14 protein-coding genes and 3 tRNA genes are annotated in these 18,982 nt (G+C 60.2%); all 17 read right to left on the minus strand.

The annotated features are described in order from the left end of the window. Window positions 1-22: 22 nt before the first annotated feature. The gene (gene rpsJ / locus C7S18_RS16155; RefSeq protein WP_106892547.1) at window positions 23-334 is read right to left on the minus strand and encodes a 30S ribosomal protein S10; all 312 of its coding nucleotides are present in this window, start codon (window positions 332-334) and stop codon (window positions 23-25) included. A gap of 61 nt (window positions 335-395) precedes the next feature. Continuing rightward, the gene (gene tuf / locus C7S18_RS16160; RefSeq protein WP_106892548.1) at window positions 396-1,586 is read right to left on the minus strand and encodes an elongation factor Tu; all 1,191 of its coding nucleotides are present in this window, start codon (window positions 1,584-1,586) and stop codon (window positions 396-398) included. 31 nt (window positions 1,587-1,617) lie between these two features. Then, window positions 1,618-3,711: an elongation factor G gene (gene fusA / locus C7S18_RS16165; RefSeq protein WP_106892549.1), complete on the minus strand. Its 2,094-nt coding sequence runs from the start codon at window positions 3,709-3,711 to the stop codon at window positions 1,618-1,620. 12 nt (window positions 3,712-3,723) lie between these two features. After that, complete coding sequence (gene rpsG, locus C7S18_RS16170; protein WP_106892550.1) at window positions 3,724-4,191, minus strand: 30S ribosomal protein S7; 468 nt, start codon at window positions 4,189-4,191, stop codon at window positions 3,724-3,726. A gap of 23 nt (window positions 4,192-4,214) precedes the next feature. Further along, a complete protein-coding gene (gene rpsL, locus C7S18_RS16175; RefSeq protein ID WP_106894065.1) occupies window positions 4,215-4,589 on the minus strand; it encodes a 30S ribosomal protein S12 in 375 nt (124 codons plus the stop codon). A 167-nt stretch (window positions 4,590-4,756) separates the two neighbouring features. Then, complete coding sequence (rpoC, locus tag C7S18_RS16180) at window positions 4,757-8,974, minus strand: DNA-directed RNA polymerase subunit beta' (protein ID WP_106892551.1); 4,218 nt, start codon at window positions 8,972-8,974, stop codon at window positions 4,757-4,759. A 21-nt stretch (window positions 8,975-8,995) separates the two neighbouring features. Continuing rightward, window positions 8,996-13,156 carry a DNA-directed RNA polymerase subunit beta gene (gene rpoB, locus C7S18_RS16185; RefSeq protein ID WP_106894066.1) on the minus strand — a complete coding sequence of 1,387 codons (4,161 nt, stop codon included), beginning with the start codon at window positions 13,154-13,156 and terminating at the stop codon, window positions 8,996-8,998. A 251-nt stretch (window positions 13,157-13,407) separates the two neighbouring features. Beyond that, window positions 13,408-13,782 (minus strand): 50S ribosomal protein L7/L12, encoded by a 375-nt coding sequence (gene rplL / locus C7S18_RS16190; RefSeq protein ID WP_106892552.1) that lies wholly within the window; start codon window positions 13,780-13,782, stop codon window positions 13,408-13,410. Window positions 13,783-13,832: 50 nt separating this feature from the next. Beyond that, on the minus strand, window positions 13,833-14,357 hold the full coding sequence (gene rplJ / locus C7S18_RS16195; RefSeq protein WP_106892553.1) for a 50S ribosomal protein L10: 525 nt from the start codon (window positions 14,355-14,357) through the stop codon (window positions 13,833-13,835). A gap of 321 nt (window positions 14,358-14,678) precedes the next feature. Continuing rightward, the gene (rplA, locus tag C7S18_RS16200) at window positions 14,679-15,383 is read right to left on the minus strand and encodes a 50S ribosomal protein L1 (protein ID WP_106892554.1); all 705 of its coding nucleotides are present in this window, start codon (window positions 15,381-15,383) and stop codon (window positions 14,679-14,681) included. Between the two features lie 3 nt (window positions 15,384-15,386). After that, window positions 15,387-15,815 carry a 50S ribosomal protein L11 gene (gene rplK, locus C7S18_RS16205; RefSeq protein WP_106892555.1) on the minus strand — a complete coding sequence of 143 codons (429 nt, stop codon included), beginning with the start codon at window positions 15,813-15,815 and terminating at the stop codon, window positions 15,387-15,389. Between the two features lie 221 nt (window positions 15,816-16,036). Then, window positions 16,037-16,597 (minus strand): transcription termination/antitermination protein NusG, encoded by a 561-nt coding sequence (nusG, locus tag C7S18_RS16210; RefSeq protein ID WP_106892556.1) that lies wholly within the window; start codon window positions 16,595-16,597, stop codon window positions 16,037-16,039. Between the two features lie 9 nt (window positions 16,598-16,606). After that, window positions 16,607-16,993 carry a preprotein translocase subunit SecE gene (gene secE, locus C7S18_RS16215; RefSeq protein WP_106892557.1) on the minus strand — a complete coding sequence of 129 codons (387 nt, stop codon included), beginning with the start codon at window positions 16,991-16,993 and terminating at the stop codon, window positions 16,607-16,609. A gap of 32 nt (window positions 16,994-17,025) precedes the next feature. After that, window positions 17,026-17,101, minus strand: a tRNA-Trp gene (locus C7S18_RS16220). Window positions 17,102-17,196: 95 nt separating this feature from the next. Beyond that, complete coding sequence (gene tuf / locus C7S18_RS16225; protein WP_106892548.1) at window positions 17,197-18,387, minus strand: elongation factor Tu; 1,191 nt, start codon at window positions 18,385-18,387, stop codon at window positions 17,197-17,199. A 39-nt stretch (window positions 18,388-18,426) separates the two neighbouring features. After that, a tRNA-Thr gene (locus tag C7S18_RS16230) sits at window positions 18,427-18,502 on the minus strand. Window positions 18,503-18,623: 121 nt separating this feature from the next. Continuing rightward, a tRNA-Gly gene (locus tag C7S18_RS16235) sits at window positions 18,624-18,697 on the minus strand. Window positions 18,698-18,982: the final 285 nt, after the last annotated feature.

Below are 18,982 nucleotides of genomic sequence, written 5' to 3' on the forward strand. Positions count from 1 at the left end.
TTTTCTGTCCTGTTACGGCGCTTTAATACAACTTGATCTGGACATCCACGCCAGCGGCGAGATCAAGTTTCATCAGCGCATCTACGGTCTTGTCGTTGGGGTCAACGATATCGAGAACGCGTTTGTGGGTACGGGTCTCGTACTGATCACGTGCGTCCTTATCGGCATGCGGCGACACCAGAATGGTGTAGCGCTCGATCTTGGTCGGAAGCGGAATCGGACCGTGCACTTGCGCGCCGGTACGCTTCGCGGTTTCGACGATTTCGCTGGCGGACTTATCGATCAGGCGATGATCGTAAGCTTTCAGACGAATACGAATTTTCTGGTCTGCCATGTGCCAATTCCTTGGTTCGGAACACGGGGCGCGCACACCCCGTGTCGCTCGTTAATGTTTATTACTTGATGATCTTGGCGACGACGCCGGCACCGACGGTGCGGCCACCTTCACGGATCGCAAAGCGCAGGCCTTCGTCCATCGCGACCGGCACAATCAGCTGCACCTTGATCTTGATGTTGTCGCCCGGCATCACCATCTCGACGCCTTCCGGCAGTTCGCACGAACCGGTCACGTCTGTCGTACGGAAGTAGAACTGCGGACGGTAGCCCTTGAAGAACGGCGTATGACGGCCACCCTCGTCCTTCGACAGCACGTAGATCTCGGCTTCGAAGTCCGTGTGCGGCGTGATCGAACCTGGCTTGCACAGCACCTGGCCGCGCTCCACGTCATCACGCTTCGTGCCGCGCAGCAGCAGACCGGCGTTGTCGCCTGCCTGACCCTGGTCGAGCAACTTGCGGAACATTTCCACGCCCGTGACCGTCGTCTTCTGCGTCGGACGGATACCGACGATTTCGATTTCGTCGCCCACCTTGATGATGCCGCGCTCAATACGACCCGTCACCACCGTGCCGCGACCCGAGATCGAGAACACGTCTTCGACCGGCATCAGGAACGGCTTGTCGACGTCACGCTTCGGCTCCGGAATGTACGTATCCAGCGCGTCCACCAGCTTGATGATCGCCGGCACGCCGATTTCGCTCTGGTCGCCTTCCAGCGCCTTCAGGGCCGAACCCTTGATGATCGGGGTGTCGTCGCCTGGGAAGTTGTACTTCGACAGCAGTTCACGGACTTCCATTTCGACCAGCTCGAGCAGCTCGGCGTCGTCGACCATGTCAGCCTTGTTCATGAACACCACGATGTACGGCACACCGACCTGGCGAGCCAGCAGGATGTGCTCACGCGTCTGCGGCATCGGGCCGTCAGCGGCCGAGCACACCAGAATCGCGCCGTCCATCTGCGCCGCACCCGTGATCATGTTCTTCACGTAGTCGGCGTGGCCCGGGCAGTCCACGTGCGCGTAGTGACGCGTCGGGCTTTCGTACTCAACGTGCGCCGTCGAAATCGTAATACCGCGCGCCTTCTCTTCCGGCGCTGCGTCGATCTGATCGTACGCCTTGAATTCGCCACCGAAACGCTCTGCGCCAACCTTCGTCAGCGCCGCCGTCAGCGTCGTCTTGCCGTGGTCAACGTGACCGATCGTGCCGACGTTTACGTGCGGCTTGGTGCGCTCAAATTTACCTTTTGCCATGACTGCAAAACCTCAAAAAAATGCTGTTGGATTAGGAAGCTTTCTTGATCACGGATTCAGCGATGTTGTTCGGCGCTTCCGTGTAATGATCGAATTCCATCGTGAAGGTCGCGCGACCCTGCGACATCGAGCGCAGGTTCGTGGCGTAGCCGAACATCTCACCGAGCGGGACCAGCGCGTTAATCAGCTTGCCCGATGGCGAATCGTCCGAACCTTGCAGCAGACCGCGACGACGGCTCAGGTCGCCCATGATGTCGCCCATGTAGTCTTCTGGCGTCACCACTTCGACCTTCATGATCGGCTCCAGCAGCGCCGGGTTGGCTTTGTGGAAGCCTTCCTTGAACGCCATCGAACCGGCGATCTTGAACGCCATTTCGTTGGAGTCGACATCATGGTACGAACCATCGACCAGGCGAACCTTGACGTCCACGACCGGGAAGCCGGCGAGCACGCCGTTCTTGACCTGTTCCTGGATGCCCTTGTCGACGGCCGGGATGTATTCCTTCGGAATCACGCCGCCAACGACGCCGTTTTCGAAGATGTAGCCCGAACCACGTTCCAGCGGCTCCATTTCGATCCAGACGTGACCGTACTGACCACGACCACCGGACTGGCGCACGAACTTGCCTTCGACGCGGACGCTCTTGCGAATCGCTTCGCGGTAGGCCACCTGCGGCTTACCCACGTTCGCTTCGACGTTGAACTCGCGCTTCATGCGGTCGACGATGATTTCCAGATGCAGCTCGCCCATGCCGGCGATGATGGTCTGGCCCGACTCTTCGTCAGTGCGGACACGGAACGACGGATCTTCCTGCGCGAGACGCGACAGCGCGATGCCCATCTTTTCCTGGTCAGCCTTCGTCTTCGGTTCGATCGCCATGGCGATCACCGGCTCCGGGAACACCATGCGCTCAAGCGTGATCACGTTGCCAGCGTCGCAGAGGGTGTCACCGGTGGTGACGTCCTTCAGACCGACGGCAGCCGCGATGTCACCCGCGCGCACTTCCTTGATTTCGGAGCGCTCGGCAGCGTGCATTTGCAGCAGACGGCCGATACGTTCCTTCTTGCTCTTGACCGGGTTGAACACGGTGTCACCCGAGTTCAGCGTGCCGGAGTAGACACGGAAGAACGTCAGCGAACCCACGAACGGGTCGGTCATGATCTTGAACGCGAGCGACGAGAACGGCTCGGTGTCGCCAGCCTTGCGGGTGGCTTCCTTTTCGTCTTCGTCGGTGCCCTTGACCGGCGGACGGTCGGCCGGCGACGGCAGGAAGCGGACGACCGCATCCAACATGGCCTGCACGCCCTTGTTCTTGAACGCCGAGCCGCAGAACACCGGAATCAGTGCGTTCGACACCGTACCGTTACGGATACCGGCCAACACTTCTTCTTCCGACAGTTCACCCTGCTCGAGGTACTTGTTCATCAGTTCTTCGGAGGTCTCAGCCGCCGCTTCCACCATGAACTCGCGCGCCTTCTTGCACTTCTCGATGAGGCGCTCGGGAATGTCGACGTACTCAAACTTCATGCCCTGCGAGGACATGTCCCATTGAATGGCCTTCATCTTGACCAGGTCAACGACGCCTTCGAAGTGTTCTTCGGCGCCAATCGGAACCTGCATCGGCACCGGGTTGGCGTTCAGACGGGACTTCAGCTGACCGACGACTTTGTCGAAGTCGGCGCCGGCGCGGTCCATCTTGTTGACGAACGCGATACGCGGCACGCCATACTTGTTGGCCTGACGCCAAACCGTTTCCGACTGCGGCTGCACGCCGCCAACGGCGCACAACACGAACACCGCGCCGTCGAGCACGCGCAGCGAGCGCTCGACTTCGATGGTGAAGTCGACGTGGCCAGGCGTGTCGATGATGTTGAAGCGGTGCTCAGGGAACGACAGATCCATGCCTTTCCAGAAGCAGGTCGTCGCGGCCGACGTAATCGTGATGCCGCGCTCTTGTTCCTGTTCCATCCAGTCCATGGTCGCAGCGCCTTCATGCACTTCGCCAATCTTGTGATTGACACCCGTGTAGAAGAGGATGCGTTCGGTGGTCGTGGTCTTGCCGGCATCGATGTGGGCCATGATGCCGAAGTTGCGATAGCGCTCGATAGGCGTAGTGCGTGCCATGATCTCTCTCGCTTACCAACGGTAATGCGCAAACGCCTTATTGGCGTCGGCCATACGGTGGGTTTCTTCGCGCTTCTTGACCGCGCCACCGCGGTTTTCGGCAGCGTCGATCAGCTCGCCAGCGAGCTTGCGCGGCATGGAGGTCTCACCGCGCTTGCGCGCAGCTTCGATCGTCCAGCGCATGGCAAGTGCCAGACGACGGGCTGGGCGGACTTCGACCGGCACCTGATACGTGGCACCACCGACGCGACGAGACTTGACCTCGACTGCCGGAGCGACGTTGTTCAGGGCCTTCTCGACCAGGTTGATCGAATCGGCGTTCTTTTCGCCGATCACGTCGAGCGCACCGTAGACGATGCCTTCGGCGACCGATTTCTTACCGCTCTTCATCACCATATTGATGAAGCGAGCGATCATTTCACTGCCATGCTTGGGGTCAGCAATGACAGCGCGTTGTGGAGTAGAGCCTTTACGCGACATAGCGAATGCCTTGATTCAGAGAATTAGCTTTTCGGGCGCTTGGCGCCGTACTTGGAACGACTTTGGCGGCGCTTGGCAACGCCAGAGGCGTCCAACGAGCCACGCACCGTGTGATAGCGCACGCCCGGCAGGTCTTTAACGCGACCGCCGCGGATGAGCACCACAGAGTGTTCCTGGAGATTGTGACCTTCGCCGCCGATATAGCTGATCACCTCGAAGCCATTGGTCAAACGGACCTTGGCAACCTTACGAAGGGCCGAGTTCGGCTTCTTCGGGGTGGTCGTGTACACGCGCGTGCAAACACCACGGCGTTGCGGGCACTTCGCGAGCGCCGGAGAGGCACTCTTGTAGGTCTTCGGGCTGCGCGCGCGGCGCACCAGCTGATTGATCGTCGACATATTTTCAAAGAGTCCTGAGAAACGAAATGACAGGCCAGCACTAGCTGGCCTGTCAGCTTTGAGACTGTAGCAGGCGCGCAACGATTCCGTCAACGCACACTGCGCTGCATCCATGCACCCGAAAACGAGGCTCATCCTAAGCCTCATTTCGATTTAAAAACGCCTACTTAGGCGTCATCTACACCAGAATCGTCGGCCAGTGGTTCAGCAAAGGTCACCCCGCCACCACCACCAAACGAATTCATCTCGGCTTCAGTTAAACCGGCATTGGCTGCACGCCGTTTCGCGTGATACGCCAAGCCTGTACCGGCCGGAATTAGACGACCAACAATAACGTTTTCTTTCAGACCGCGCAAGGTGTCGCGGGTACCGCGGACCGACGCTTCTGTCAACACACGTGTCGTTTCCTGGAACGAGGCGGCCGAGATGAACGATTCGGTTGCCAGCGAAGCCTTGGTGATGCCGAGCAGGATCGGGTCGAAGGTGGCCGTACGCTCGTTACGGTTCCGGGCCCGGTTGTTCTCCTCGATCACGCGCACGCGGTCGATCTGTTCGCCACGCAGGTAACGGGTGTCACCGCCATCGGTGACCTCGATCTTGCGCAGCATCTGCCGGACGATCACTTCAATGTGCTTGTCATTGATCTTCACGCCCTGCAGGCGATACACGTCCTGGATTTCCTTGGTCAGGTACGAAGCCAGAGGCTCCACACCCAGGAGACGCAGGATGTCGTGTGGGTTCGGCTCACCGTCCACGACGGTTTCGCCCTTCGTCACGTGTTCACCTTCGAACACGATGACCTGACGCCACTTCGGAATCAGTTCCTCGTAGGCGGTGCCGTCCTTGTCCGTGATGACCAGGCGCTGCTTACCCTTCGTGTCCTTGCCGAAACTGACCACGCCGGTGACTTCGGCCAGGATGGCTGGTTCCTTCGGCTTGCGCGCTTCGAACAAGTCGGCAACGCGCGGCAGACCACCGGTGATGTCGCGGGTCTTGGACGTTTCCTGCGGGATACGGGCCACCACGTCACCCACGCCGACCGTCGCACCGGCCTGCAGCGAGATAATGGCACCTGGCGGCAGGAAGTACTGCGCCGGCACGTCGGTGCCTGGCAGCTTCAGTTCCTTGCCCTTCTTGTCTTCAATGCGGACGGTTGGGCGCAGATCCTTGGCCTGCGGACCACGACGCTTCGGATCGGTCACGACGGCCGACTGCAAACCCGTCAGGTCGTCGACCTGTTCTTGCACGGTGATGCCGTCGATGAAGTCGTTAAATCGGATCACACCGGCAACTTCGGACACGATCGGATGGGTATGCGGATCCCAGTTCGCGACGGTCTGACCCGCCTTAACCGGTTCGCCTTCCTTGACCGAAATCGTTGCACCGTATGGCACGCGATAACGTTCGCGCTCACGACCATGAGCATCGATCACCGACAGTTCGCCGGAGCGGGACACGGCGACCAAATGGCCTTGGGCGTGCACAACCGTCTTCATGTTGCTGAAGCGGAGCGAACCCGCAGTCTTGGCCTGCACGTTGTCGACCGCCGCAGCACGAGAGGCCGCGCCACCGATGTGGAACGTACGCATGGTCAGCTGGGTACCCGGCTCACCGATCGACTGCGCGGCAATGACGCCGACCGCTTCGCCGTTGTTGACCAGGTGACCGCGAGCGAGGTCGCGACCATAGCAACGGGCGCAGACACCGAAGCGAGCTTCGCAGCTGATCGCGGAGCGGACCTGGACGGTCTGCACACCAGCGGCTTCGAGTTCGTCCACCAGCTTTTCATCGAGCAGCGTGTTGCGAGCGATGAACGGCTTGCTGTCGTCGCTGCCGAGGTAGATATCCTCAGCGACCACACGACCGAGCACGCGGTCACGCAGCGCTTCGACCACGTCGCCACCTTCGACAATCGCCGTCATCGTCAGACCACCGATCGTGCCGCAGTCGAGCTCGGTCACCACCATGTCCTGCGCAACGTCGACCAGACGACGGGTCAGGTAACCCGAGTTCGCGGTCTTCAAGGCGGTATCGGCCAAGCCCTTACGCGCACCGTGGGTCGAGATGAAGTACTGGAGGACGTCGAGGCCTTCACGGAAGTTCGCCTTAATCGGCGTTTCGATGATGGAGCCGTCCGGACGCGCCATCAGGCCGCGCATACCAGCGAGCTGACGAATCTGGGCTGCGGAACCGCGGGCGCCCGAGTCGGCCATGATGTAGATCGAGTTCATCGACTTCTGTTCGACGATGTCACCCTTGGCATTGGCGACCTTGTCGGTACCAATACCCTTCATCATCGCCTGAGCGACTTGTTCGTTCGTACGCGACCAGATGTCGACGACCTTGTTGTAGCGCTCGCCAGACGTCACGAGACCAGACGCGAACTGCTCCTGGATTTCGATCTGTTCCTTCTCGGCTGCCGCCAAAATTGCGGCCTTCTCACCCGGGATCGTCATGTCGTCGATACCGATCGACACGCCCGCGCGGGTGGCGTAGGCAAAGCCCGTGTACATCAGTTGGTCGGCGAACACGACGGTGTCCTTCAGACCCAGCGAGCGGTAGCAGGCGTTGATCAGGCGCGAGATGTTCTTCTTCGTCAGATCCTGGTTGACCAGAGCGAACGGCAGACCAGCCGGCAGAATTTCGGCGAGCAGCGAGCGACCAATCGTGGTGTCCACGATCGACGTCTTCTGCGTGCGCTTCTTTTCGGCGTCGATCACGGTTTCGGTCAGGCGGACCTTGACCTTCGCATGCAACGCGACGGCGCGGTTGTCGTAGGCGCGCTTCACTTCGGCGATGTTCGCGAACACCATGCCCTCGCCCTTGGCGTTCACCAATTCGCGGGTCATGTAGTAGAGGCCCAACACGACGTCCTGCGTCGGCACAATGATCGGATCACCGTTGGCCGGCGACAGAATGTTGTTCGACGACATCATCAACGCGCGGGCTTCGAGCTGCGCTTCGATCGACAGCGGCACGTGCACGGCCATCTGGTCACCGTCGAAGTCGGCGTTGAACGCCGTACAGACGAGCGGATGCAGCTGGATCGCCTTGCCTTCGATCAGTACGGGCTCAAACGCCTGAATGCCGAGACGGTGCAGCGTCGGGGCGCGGTTCAAGAGCACCGGATGTTCGCGGATGACTTCTTCCAGAATGTCCCAGACTTCGGCCGATTCGCGCTCAACGAGCTTCTTGGCGGCCTTGATCGTCGTGGCGAGACCACGGCGCTGCAGCTTCGAGAAGATGAACGGCTTGAACAGTTCGAGCGCCATTTTCTTTGGCAGACCGCACTCATGCAGCTTCAGCGTCGGACCGACCACGATGACCGAACGGCCCGAGTAGTCGACGCGCTTGCCGAGCAGGTTCTGACGGAAGCGACCCTGCTTGCCCTTGATCATGTCGGCCAAGGACTTCAGCGGGCGCTTGTTGGTGCCGGTGATGGCGCGGCCACGGCGGCCGTTGTCCATCAGCGCGTCCACCGATTCTTGCAACATGCGCTTTTCGTTGCGCACGATGATGTCCGGAGCATTGAGCTCCAACAGGCGCTTCAAGCGGTTGTTGCGGTTGATCACGCGGCGGTACAGATCGTTAAGATCGGACGTCGCAAAGCGGCCGCCATCGAGCGGCACCAGCGGACGCAGATCCGGCGGCAGCACGGGCAGCACGGTCATGACCATCCATTCCGGACGGTTGCCCGATTCCAGGAAGCTCTCCATCAACTTGATGCGCTTCGACAGGCGCTTCAGCTTCGTTTCCGAGCTGGTGCTGCCCATCTCTTCGCGGAGCTTCACGAGTTCGGCGTTCAGGTCGATCGTGCGCAGCAGTTCGTGCACGGCTTCGGCACCCATGCGGGCATCGAATTCATCGCCATGCTCTTCCACCGCTTGCAGATACTGTTCTTCGCCGAGGATCTGGCCGCGATCAAGCGGGGTCAGACCCGGGTCAATGACGACATAGGCTTCGAAGTACAGGATGCGTTCGATGTCACGCAGCGTCATGTCGAGCATGAGGCCGATGCGCGATGGCAGCGACTTCAGGAACCAGATGTGCGCGACCGGGCTGGCCAGCTCAATGTGGCCCATGCGCTCGCGCCGCACCTTGGCAAGCGTGACTTCGGTGCCGCACTTTTCGCAGACCACGCCACGATGCTTCATGCGCTTGTACTTGCCGCACAGGCATTCGTAGTCCTTGATCGGCCCGAAGATGGCGGCGCAGAACAGGCCATCACGCTCCGGCTTGAAGGTACGGTAGTTGATCGTTTCCGGCTTCTTCACTTCACCAAACGACCACGAACGAATCAGGTCGGGCGAAGCGAGTCCAATACGGATCGAATCGAAATCCAGCGACTGGCGCTGCTGGTTGAACAGGTTCAAGAGATCTTTCATGTCATTCGACTCCGATTCCGATTACTGGCCTTCCAGCTCGATGTTGATGCCGAGCGAGCGGATTTCCTTCACGAGAACGTTGAAGGATTCCGGCATGCCGGCGGCCATTTCGTGATTGCCGTCGACGATGTTCTTGTACATCTGGTTGCGCCCGCCGACGTCGTCCGACTTCACCGTCAGCATTTCCTGCAGGGTGTAAGCGGCGCCGTAGGCTTCGAGTGCCCAGACTTCCATTTCGCCGAAGCGCTGACCACCGAACTGGGCTTTGCCGCCGAGCGGTTGCTGCGTGACCAACGAGTAGGGACCCGTGGAGCGCGCATGCATTTTGTCGTCGACCAAGTGGTTCAGCTTCAGCATGTACATGTAGCCGACCGTGACCTTGCGGTCGAAGGCCTCGCCCGTGCGCCCGTCGTACAGCGTGGTCTGACCGGATTCCGGCAGATCCGCCAAGCGGAGCATGGTCTTGATTTCGGCTTCGTGCGCGCCGTCGAACACCGGCGTTGCCATCGGCACACCTTCGGTCAACTTGCGCGCCAGGCCCAGTAGTTCGTCGTCGCTGAACTCCGCAAGGTGTTCGCGATCGCCAAACGTCTTCTGGTCATGGTTGTAGATCTGGTCGAGGAACTCGCGCAGCTTGGCGACCTTTTCGTTCGCTTCCAGCATGCGGCGGATCTTTTCGCCCAGGCCCTTCGCGGCCCAGCCAAGATGCGTTTCCAGGATCTGACCGATGTTCATACGCGACGGCACGCCGAGCGGGTTCAGCACGATGTCGACCGGACGGCCGTCCACCATGAATGGCATGTCTTCCACCGGCACGATCGTCGAGACCACACCCTTGTTACCGTGGCGGCCGGCCATCTTGTCACCTGGCTGAATACGACGCTTCACGGCCAAGTAGACCTTGACCATTTTCAGCACGCCCGGAGCGAGGTCATCACCAGCGGTGATCTTGCCCTTCTTCTCCTGGAAGCGCTTGTCGAACTCGGCGCGATGACGTGCAACCTGGTCCTGCGCCTTCTCGATGAATTCGGCGGCGTCCTCGTCCTTCATGCGGACCTGGAACCACTCATCCTTTTTCAGGCTGTCCAAGTAGTCGGCCGTGATCTCGGCGCCCTTCTTGATGTTGCCCGGACCGCCGTTCGCGATGCGACCGGTGATCTGCATGCGGAGACGCGCATAGATCGCGGCTTCGAGGATGCGGAACTGATCGTCGAAGTCTTTCTTGACGCGACGGATTTCCATGTCCTCGATCTGCTTGGCGCGCTTGTCCTTCTCGATGCCGTCGCGGGTGAAGACCTGCACGTCGATCACGGTGCCGTCCATACCTGGCGGCACGCGCAGCGAGCTGTCCTTCACGTCGGACGCCTTTTCACCGAAGATCGCGCGGAGCAACTTCTCTTCTGGCGTCAGCTGGCTCTCGCCCTTCGGCGTGACCTTACCGACCATGATGTCGCCGGCCTTCACTTCGGCGCCGATGTACACCACGCCCGACTCGTCGAGACGCGTCAGCGCTTGTTCGGAAACGTTCGGGATGTCGGCGGTGATTTCTTCCGGACCGAGCTTGGTGTCGCGCGCGACGCAGCTCAGTTCTTCGATGTGGATCGTCGTGTAACGATCTTCCTGAACCACACGCTCGGAGAGCAGGATCGAGTCTTCGAAGTTGTAGCCGTTCCACGGCATGAACGCGACGAGCATGTTCTGGCCGAGTGCGAGTTCACCGATGTCGGTCGACGGACCGTCGGCCAACACGTCGCCCTTGCTGACGAAATCACCAACCTTGACCAGCGGACGCTGATTCAAGCAGGTATTCTGGTTCGAGCGGGTGTACTTGACCAACGAGTAGATATCGACACCCGCGTCGTTCTCGCCGATCTCGGCCTCAAAGGCGCGGACGACGATACGGGCGGCGTCGACCTGATCGATCACACCACCGCGGCGGGCCGCGACGATGACGCCGGAGTCGCGCGCCACGTCGCGCTCGATACCGGTGCCGACCATTGGGGTCTGCGCACGCAGTGTCGGCACGGCCTGACGTTGCATGTTCGCGCCCATCAACGCGCGGTTGGCGTCGTCGTGCTCCAGGAACGGGACGAGCGCGGCCGCGACCGACACGGTCTGCATTGGCGAGACGTCCATGTAGTGCACGTCGGCCGGCTGATGCAATTCCGATTCGCCTTGGCGGCGGCAGGACACGAACGCTTCGGTGAACGCGCCATCCTTCGACAGCGGCGAGTTCGCCTGCGCAATCACGAATCCGCTTTCTTCAATCGCCGACATGAAGTCGATTTGATCGGTCACCTTGCCTTCGACCACCTTGCGGAACGGCGTTTCGAGGAAGCCGTAGCCGTTGGTGCGTGCGTACACCGCCAACGAGTTGATCAGACCGATGTTCGGACCTTCAGGCGTTTCGATCGTGCAGACGCGACCGTAGTGGGTCGGATGCACGTCGCGCACTTCGAAGCCGGCGCGCTCGCGGGTCAGACCACCCGGGCCAAGTGCCGACACGCGACGCTTGTGGGTGACTTCTGACAGCGGATTGTTCTGGTCCATGAACTGGCTGAGCTGCGAGGAGCCAAAGAACTCCTTGATCGCGGCGGCCACGGGCTTGGCGTTGATCAGTTCCTGCGGGGTCAAACCTTCGGATTCGGCCAGCGACAGGCGCTCCTTCACGGCGCGCTCGACGCGAACCAAGCCCACGCGGAACACGTTCTCGGCCATTTCGCCCACTGAGCGGACGCGACGGTTACCGAGGTGATCGATGTCGTCCACAATGCCTTGGCCGTTACGGATGTCGATCAGCACGCGCAGCGCGTCGATGATGTCCGAGAACGCCGGGCCGTATTCCTTGAACAGGCGCTTGCCTTCTTCGTCCGTGCGGGCGCCGAAGTACTTGCCGTCGTAAATCACGTGGCTGCCAGTCACTTCCTTGCGGGCGACGCGGCGGTTGAACTTCATGCGACCGACCGTCGAGAGGTCGTAGCGCTCGAACGTGAAGAACAGGTTCTGGAACAGGTTCTGCGCGGCTTCCTTGGTCGGCGGCTCGCCCGGACGCATCATCCGGTAGATTTCGACGAGCGCCTCAAGCTGGGTGCGCGTCGGGTCGATGCGCAGCGTCTGCGACACATACGGACCGCGGTCCAGGTCGTTGACGAACAGCGTGTTGATGCGCTCGATGCCCGCCTTGCGGAACTTGACCAGGTGATCGGCAGCGATTTCGTCGTTTGCAAACGCCAGCATTTCGCCGGACTTCGAATCGACGACATCGTGCGCCAGGACGCGGCCGAGCAGATACTCGTCCGGCACATCCAGAGCGTTGATCTTGGCCTGTTGCAGCTGACGGACGTGACGCGCGGTAATACGCTTGCCGGCTTCGACGATGGATTCGTCGCCGATGCGGATATCGAACGCTGCGGTTTCACCGCGCAGGCGCTCCGGAATCAGGCGCAGTTCGGCGCCGCCGTGCTTGCTCAGCGTGAACTCGTTCTTCTCGAAGAACATGTCCAACATCTCGGCGTTGTTGTAGCCGAGCGCGCGCAGCAGGATCGTCACCGGCAGCTTGCGGCGACGGTCGATACGCGTGAACAGGCAGTCCTTCGGATCGAATTCGAAGTCGAGCCAGGAGCCGCGGTAGGGAATCACGCGGGCGCTGTAGAGCAGCTTGCCCGAGCTGTGCGTCTTGCCGCGATCGTGATCAAAGAACACGCCCGGCGAACGGTGCAGCTGCGACACGATGACGCGCTCGGTACCGTTGATGATGAAGGTGCCAGTGTCGGTCATGAGCGGAATTTCGCCCATGTAGACTTCCTGCTCCTTGACCTGCTTGACCGCCTTGTTGGCACCCGACGTCTCACGATCGTAAATCACGAGACGGACCAGCACGCGCAGCGGCGCACCAAAGGTCATGCCGCGCGAACGGCATTCCTTTTCGTCGAACGGCGGGTCACCCAGGCGATAGCTGACGTACTCGAGCGCGGCGTTTCCGGAGTAGCTGCTGATCGGGAACACCGATTTCAGCGCGGCATGCAGACCTTTGGCCTCGCGCTTGTTCGCGGGCGTGTCGGTCTGCAGGAACTCGTGATACGAGTCGGTTTGAATGGCGAGCAGGAACGGCACATCCAGCACCGTCGGCCGTTTGCCAAAGTCCTTGCGGATTCGCTTCTTTTCAGTGAACGAGTAGGTCATGGTTGCGCTACCACCCTTGGTTGTTGGATGCGATGCCAGCTGCACCGCACCAGATGAAAATTCGATCTCGGATCCGCCGGTTGGCGCATACGACATCGAACTTCGGGACCTGAACCAGACATTGTGCGGTCTGGAACCTGGACCCAGGCTGAGCGGCTGATCAGCCGCCCGCTACGAAGCACGACAAGGCCGGGGACCGAAGTCCCCAGCCTTGCTGAAGCCCGAGAAATTCCCGAGCCAACGATGCGGCCTTACTTGAGTTCGACCGTCGCGCCAGCAGCTTCGAGTTCCTTCTTGAACTTCTCCGAGTCAGCCTTCGACACGGCGTCTTTGACCGTGGCTGGGGCGGATTCGACGAGGTCCTTGGCTTCCTTGAGGCCGAGACCGGTGATCGCGCGGACCGCCTTGATGACTTCGACCTTCTTCTCGCCGGCCGACTTCAGGACGACGGTGAACTCGGTCTTTTCTTCAACCACAGCGGCGGCGGCGGCCGGGCCGGCCTGCATCACCACCGGAGCGGCAGCGGACACGCCAAATTTTTCTTCCATGGCCTTGACCAGGTCCATGACTTCCATCAGGGTCTTGCCGGCGATGGCTTCGATGATTTGTTCGTTCGAAAGAGACATTTCTAATTACCTCTGGAAAATATTTCTGAATCGGTTTGTTGATCGATTGATCAGGCAGCCGGGGCTTCGACGGCGGCTTCCGCTGGGGCGTTGTCCTTCTCGGCGTAAGCCTTGAGAACGCGCGCGACGCGGGTGGCCGGTTCGACGAGGACGCTGAGCAGCATCGACAGGGCCTGATCGCGCGTCGGCAGGGAAGCCAGAACTTCGACGTGCGAAGCTGGATACGCCTTGCCGCCCACGGCGACGACCTTTGCCTTGAGCTTGTCATTCCCCTTGGCGAATTCCTTGATCAGACGCCCGGCAGCGCCGGGTTCTTCCATCGAAAACGCATACATCAGCGGACCGGCGAGTTCATCTTTGATGACTTCGTATTCGGTACCGACGACAGCACGGGAAGCCAGCGTGTTCTTGACGACTTTCAGGAACACGCCCGATTCACGGGCCTTCTTGCGCATCGCCGTCATGCTGGAGACGGTGGTGCCTGCGTATTCAACAGCGACCAGGGAGTGGGCTTTCTTAGCCACTTCCGCCAATTCGGCTACGACTTCTTGCTTCTGAGCCAGATTGAGAGCCATTACACTCCTCCAATTGATTGCCGCAAGCGGCTCCTGCCGCGAGCGGGGTGAAGCAGCGTCCATCCTTTGACGCCGGGGACCACATGGTCCCGGTGGTGGCCGTTCCAGAGAAAATCTGAATGTCGGCACCATCTACGCAGGTGCGATTAAGTGGATCTGCGTTCGGATCAGCGGCGATTCCGTGCCACTTCAAGCATCCCTGCCCGACGCTGCCGTGCTCGATCCACACCTGCGGTCTTTGATGGCCGAGCCCCAATGTGGGACTCCGCCTTCAAAAATGTGCCGGATGCCGAGGCTGGCATCCGGGCTTTGTGATTGGTCTTACTTCGCGAGGCTCAGCGTGGCCTGGTCGACGATCACGCCAATGCCCATCGTGCTGGACAGCGAGATCTTGACCAGATACTGGCCTTTGGCCGTCTGCGGCTTGGCCTTGACCACGTCGTTCAGCAGCGCGTGCAGGTTGCCCTTCAGCGCTTCAGCGTCGAAGTTGGCCTTGCCGATCGTGCAGTGAATGATGCCGGCCTTGTCATTGCGATAACGCACCTGACCTGCTTTGGCATTCTTCACGGCGGTGACGACATCAGCCGTCACGGTGCCGACCTTCGGGTTCGGCATCAGGCCGCGCGGGCCGAGCAACTGACCGAGCTTACCGACGACGCGCATGGCGTCTGGCGTTGCGATGACCACACCGTAGTTCAGATCGCCGCCCTGCATCTTCTCGGCGAGATCGTCCATACCGACGATGTCAGCGCCAGCCGCCTTGGCAGCTTCAGCCTTTTCGCCAGCCGGGCAGAACACGGCCACGCGGACGGTCTTGCCGGTGCCGTTTGGCAGCACGGTCGAGCCGCGCACGCCCTGGTCCGACTTCTTCGCATCGATGCCGAGACGAATCGCCACGTCAACGGATTCGTTGAACTTGGCCTTGGCGTTCTGCTTGATGATCTTGATTGCTTCGTCAATGTTGTAGGCCTTGCCCGGCACCACGGTGTTGACGATTGAACGGTAACGCTTACCCAAAGTTGCCATGATTTAGCCCTCCACCACCAGACCCATGCTGCGCGCGCTGCCCGCAATCGTGCGGACGGCGGCGTCGAGCGACGCTGCTGTAAGATCCGGCTCTTTGGCCTTGGCGATCTCTTCCAGCTGCTTGCGCGTCACCTTGCCGACTTTTTCCGTATTCGGGCGCTTCGAGCCCGACTGGATACCGGTGGCCTTCTTCAGCAGAATCGTGGCCGGCGGCGTCTTAGTGACGAACGTGAACGTACGGTCCGAATACGCGGTGATGACCACCGGAATCGGCATGCCTGGCTCCATCTTGGACGTCACTGCATTGAACTGCTTGCAGAATTCCATGATGTTCAGACCGCGTTGACCGAGCGCCGGACCGACCGGCGGGCTCGGATTGGCTTGCCCGGCTTTCACCTGCAGCTTGATATAGCCAACTACCTTCTTTGCCATGTTGAGGACTCCTGGAGTGATGGCGTCTGCACACCGTTGCCGGCTGCGGGACTTCTCCCTTGGGGATGAACAGGAAGGTCAATGACCTTCCACCTGTTAAAACTGTCGCACCAATAGGCGCACTAGGCGCCTAATGGAATAACCGAGCCCGACAGTATGCCGGGCCCGGCTTAGAGTACTTGCACCAAACGCCGCGCCAGGGTTTGCCCCCGTCGCAGACCTCAGGCTTTTTCGACCTGACCGAACTCGAGCTCCACCGGTGTCGAGCGACCGAAGATCAACACGGCCACGCGCAGACGGCTCTTCTCGTAATTGACTTCTTCGACCGTGCCGTTGAAATCGTTGAATGGGCCTTCGGTAACGCGGACCAGTTCGCCCGGCTCGAACAGAATCTTCGGACGCGGCTTGTCGGCGCCGTCCTGAACACGCTGCAGAATGATCTCGGCCTCAGAGTCCTTGATCGGCAACGGCCGCTCGGCAGTACCGCCGATAAAGCCCATGACCTTGGGGGTTTCCTTGATCAAGTGCCAGCATTCGTCGTCGATCCGAATGGCCTTGGCATCCAGGTTCGTTTCGATTTGTACCAGCACATAACCCGGAAAGAACTTTCGCTCACTCCTGCGCTTCTGGCCGCTGCGCATTTCCACGACTTCTTCGCTCGGCACCAGAACCTCGCCGAACTTTTCCTGCATACCGGCGCGCTCAATACGCTCTTTCAAGGAGCGAGCGACTTTGTTTTCAAAGCCGGAGTAGGCGTGAACGACGTACCAACGCTTGGCCATAACTGTTCCTCAGCGGCTGCCGCCGTAAATGATGTCGAGGAACACCCAGCTGAGCAGCGAGTCAAATAAAAACAGCAGGATGCCGATGATCGCGATCATGGCGAAGACGATCCACGTGGTCTGCCAGCTCTCCTTGCGGGTCGGCCAGGTGACCTTCCGCATTTCGAAGTGCGACTCGATCACGTATTCGCGCAGCGCCGGACCAAAGTTCGAGAACCACACCACCGCCGCCGCCGCTGCGAAGCCGACAATCAGGCCGAGCAAGCGCAACCAGATATTGAACTTATCCGAGAGCAGCGCGAAGGCGATACAGGCGCCCACTGCGATGGCAATCGATAAGCCAAGTTTGGCCTTGTCGACGTTGGAGTATGTTTTAGATTCAACGACTGCATTCATAATGGCACTGCGCCCGCAGTGAAGGTTTAAGGTGGCACGCCAGGAGGGACTCGAACCCCCAACCTGCGGTTTTGGAGACCGCTGCTCTGCCAATTGAGCTACTGGCGTAAGGCTTAAACCGACACGGACGGCGGGCCTGTGCCCGCCATCCGTATTGTGGATTGTTTGCCTACCCAAGCCAAGAGGCCTGGGTAGACGCGTTGTTACTTGATGATCTTGGCGACGACGCCGGCACCGACGGTGCGGCCACCTTCACGGATCGCAAAGCGCAGGCCTTCGTCCATCGCGACCGGCACAATCAGCTGCACCTTGATCTTGATGTTGTCGCCCGGCATCACCATCTCGACGCCTTCCGGCAGTTCGCACGAACCGGTCACGTCTGTCGTACGGAAGTAGAACTGCGGACGGTAGCCCTTGAAGAACGGCGTATGACGGCCACCCTCGTCCTTCGACAGCACGTAGATCTCGGCTTCGAAGTCCGTGTGCGGCGTGATCGAACCTGGCTTGCACAGCACCTGGCCGCGCTCCACGTCATCACGCTTCGTGCCGCGCAGCAGCAGACCGGCGTTGTCGCCTGCCTGACCCTGGTCGAGCAACTTGCGGAACATTTCCACGCCCGTGACCGTCGTCTTCTGCGTCGGACGGATACCGACGATTTCGATTTCGTCGCCCACCTTGATGATGCCGCGCTCAATACGACCCGTCACCACCGTGCCGCGACCCGAGATCGAGAACACGTCTTCGACCGGCATCAGGAACGGCTTGTCGACGTCACGCTTCGGCTCCGGAATGTACGTATCCAGCGCGTCCACCAGCTTGATGATCGCCGGCACGCCGATTTCGCTCTGGTCGCCTTCCAGCGCCTTCAGGGCCGAACCCTTGATGATCGGGGTGTCGTCGCCTGGGAAGTTGTACTTCGACAGCAGTTCACGGACTTCCATTTCGACCAGCTCGAGCAGCTCGGCGTCGTCGACCATGTCAGCCTTGTTCATGAACACCACGATGTACGGCACACCGACCTGGCGAGCCAGCAGGATGTGCTCACGCGTCTGCGGCATCGGGCCGTCAGCAGCCGAGCACACCAGAATCGCGCCGTCCATCTGCGCCGCACCCGTGATCATGTTCTTCACGTAGTCGGCGTGGCCTGGGCAGTCCACGTGCGCGTAGTGACGCGTCGGGCTTTCGTACTCAACGTGCGCCGTCGAGATCGTAATACCGCGCGCCTTCTCTTCCGGCGCTGCGTCGATCTGATCGTACGCCTTGAATTCGCCACCGAAACGCTCTGCGCCAACCTTCGTCAGCGCCGCCGTCAGCGTCGTCTTGCCGTGGTCAACGTGACCGATCGTGCCGACGTTCACGTGCGGCTTGGTGCGCTCGAATTTACCCTTTGCCATGACGGACTCCGAACATATTCAAGGTGATAAGTAAGAAAATGGTGCTCACGACTGGAATCGAACCAGCGACCTCCTCCTTACCAAGGAGGTGCTCTACCGACTGAGCTACGTGAGCACAGAAACCTGCGAAAACAAAGCACTGGAGACTGCTAAACCAGGGCTTCAGTGCTTTGCTTTCCGACTGCTGATGCTGCGACTTCTAAATTGTTGCCCAACTATTCGGCCCTGCTACTCAATGGAGCGGGAGACGGGAATCGAACCCGCACCATCAGCTTGGAAGGCTGAGGTTCTACCATTGAACTACTCCCGCGATTTTGAAGCTTCTTACCGCAAAATCTTAAGTACGCAAATTCAACACTGGGCAATATCGAACTTGGTGGAGGGAGGTGGATGACTCCAGGCATTCTGCCTGTCGCCCTCCGGGCCATCCTTCGGATGTTCCGGCCTGCTACGCAGTCCGGTCGAACCGAATGTGTTTGCCGGTGGTTCGAATCCACCTTCCAAACACTGATACAAATTTTGTTGGTGGAGGGAGGTGGATGACTCCAGGCATTCTGCCTGTCGCCCTCCGGGCCATCCTTCGGATGTTCCGGCC

Source organism: Ahniella affigens (assembly GCF_003015185.1).
GTDB classification, from domain to species: Bacteria; Pseudomonadota; Gammaproteobacteria; order Xanthomonadales; family Ahniellaceae; genus Ahniella; species Ahniella affigens.

What these genes read in the sequence shown, in the direction of transcription:
- rplJ (WP_106892553.1), bottom strand. Translation starts at nt 14,357, where the DNA reads ATGGCTCTCAATCTGGCTCAGAAGCAAGAAGTCGTAGCCGAATTGGCG.
- rplK (WP_106892555.1), bottom strand. Translation starts at nt 15,815, where the DNA reads ATGGCAAAGAAGGTAGTTGGCTATATCAAGCTGCAGGTGAAAGCCGGG.
- secE (WP_106892557.1), bottom strand. Translation starts at nt 16,993, where the DNA reads ATGAATGCAGTCGTTGAATCTAAAACATACTCCAACGTCGACAAGGCC.
- rplL (WP_106892552.1), bottom strand. Translation starts at nt 13,782, where the DNA reads ATGTCTCTTTCGAACGAACAAATCATCGAAGCCATCGCCGGCAAGACC.
- fusA (WP_106892549.1), bottom strand. Translation starts at nt 3,711, where the DNA reads ATGGCACGCACTACGCCTATCGAGCGCTATCGCAACTTCGGCATCATG.
- tuf (WP_106892548.1), bottom strand. Translation starts at nt 1,586, where the DNA reads ATGGCAAAAGGTAAATTTGAGCGCACCAAGCCGCACGTAAACGTCGGC.
- nusG (WP_106892556.1), bottom strand. Translation starts at nt 16,597, where the DNA reads ATGGCCAAGCGTTGGTACGTCGTTCACGCCTACTCCGGCTTTGAAAAC.
- rplA (WP_106892554.1), bottom strand. Translation starts at nt 15,383, where the DNA reads ATGGCAACTTTGGGTAAGCGTTACCGTTCAATCGTCAACACCGTGGTG.
- rpsJ (WP_106892547.1), bottom strand. Translation starts at nt 334, where the DNA reads ATGGCAGACCAGAAAATTCGTATTCGTCTGAAAGCTTACGATCATCGC.
- rpoC (WP_106892551.1), bottom strand. Translation starts at nt 8,974, where the DNA reads ATGAAAGATCTCTTGAACCTGTTCAACCAGCAGCGCCAGTCGCTGGAT.
- tuf (WP_106892548.1), bottom strand. Translation starts at nt 18,387, where the DNA reads ATGGCAAAGGGTAAATTCGAGCGCACCAAGCCGCACGTGAACGTCGGC.
- rpsL (WP_106894065.1), bottom strand. Translation starts at nt 4,589, where the DNA reads ATGTCGACGATCAATCAGCTGGTGCGCCGCGCGCGCAGCCCGAAGACC.
- rpsG (WP_106892550.1), bottom strand. Translation starts at nt 4,191, where the DNA reads ATGTCGCGTAAAGGCTCTACTCCACAACGCGCTGTCATTGCTGACCCC.
- rpoB (WP_106894066.1), bottom strand. Translation starts at nt 13,156, where the DNA reads ATGACCTACTCGTTCACTGAAAAGAAGCGAATCCGCAAGGACTTTGGC.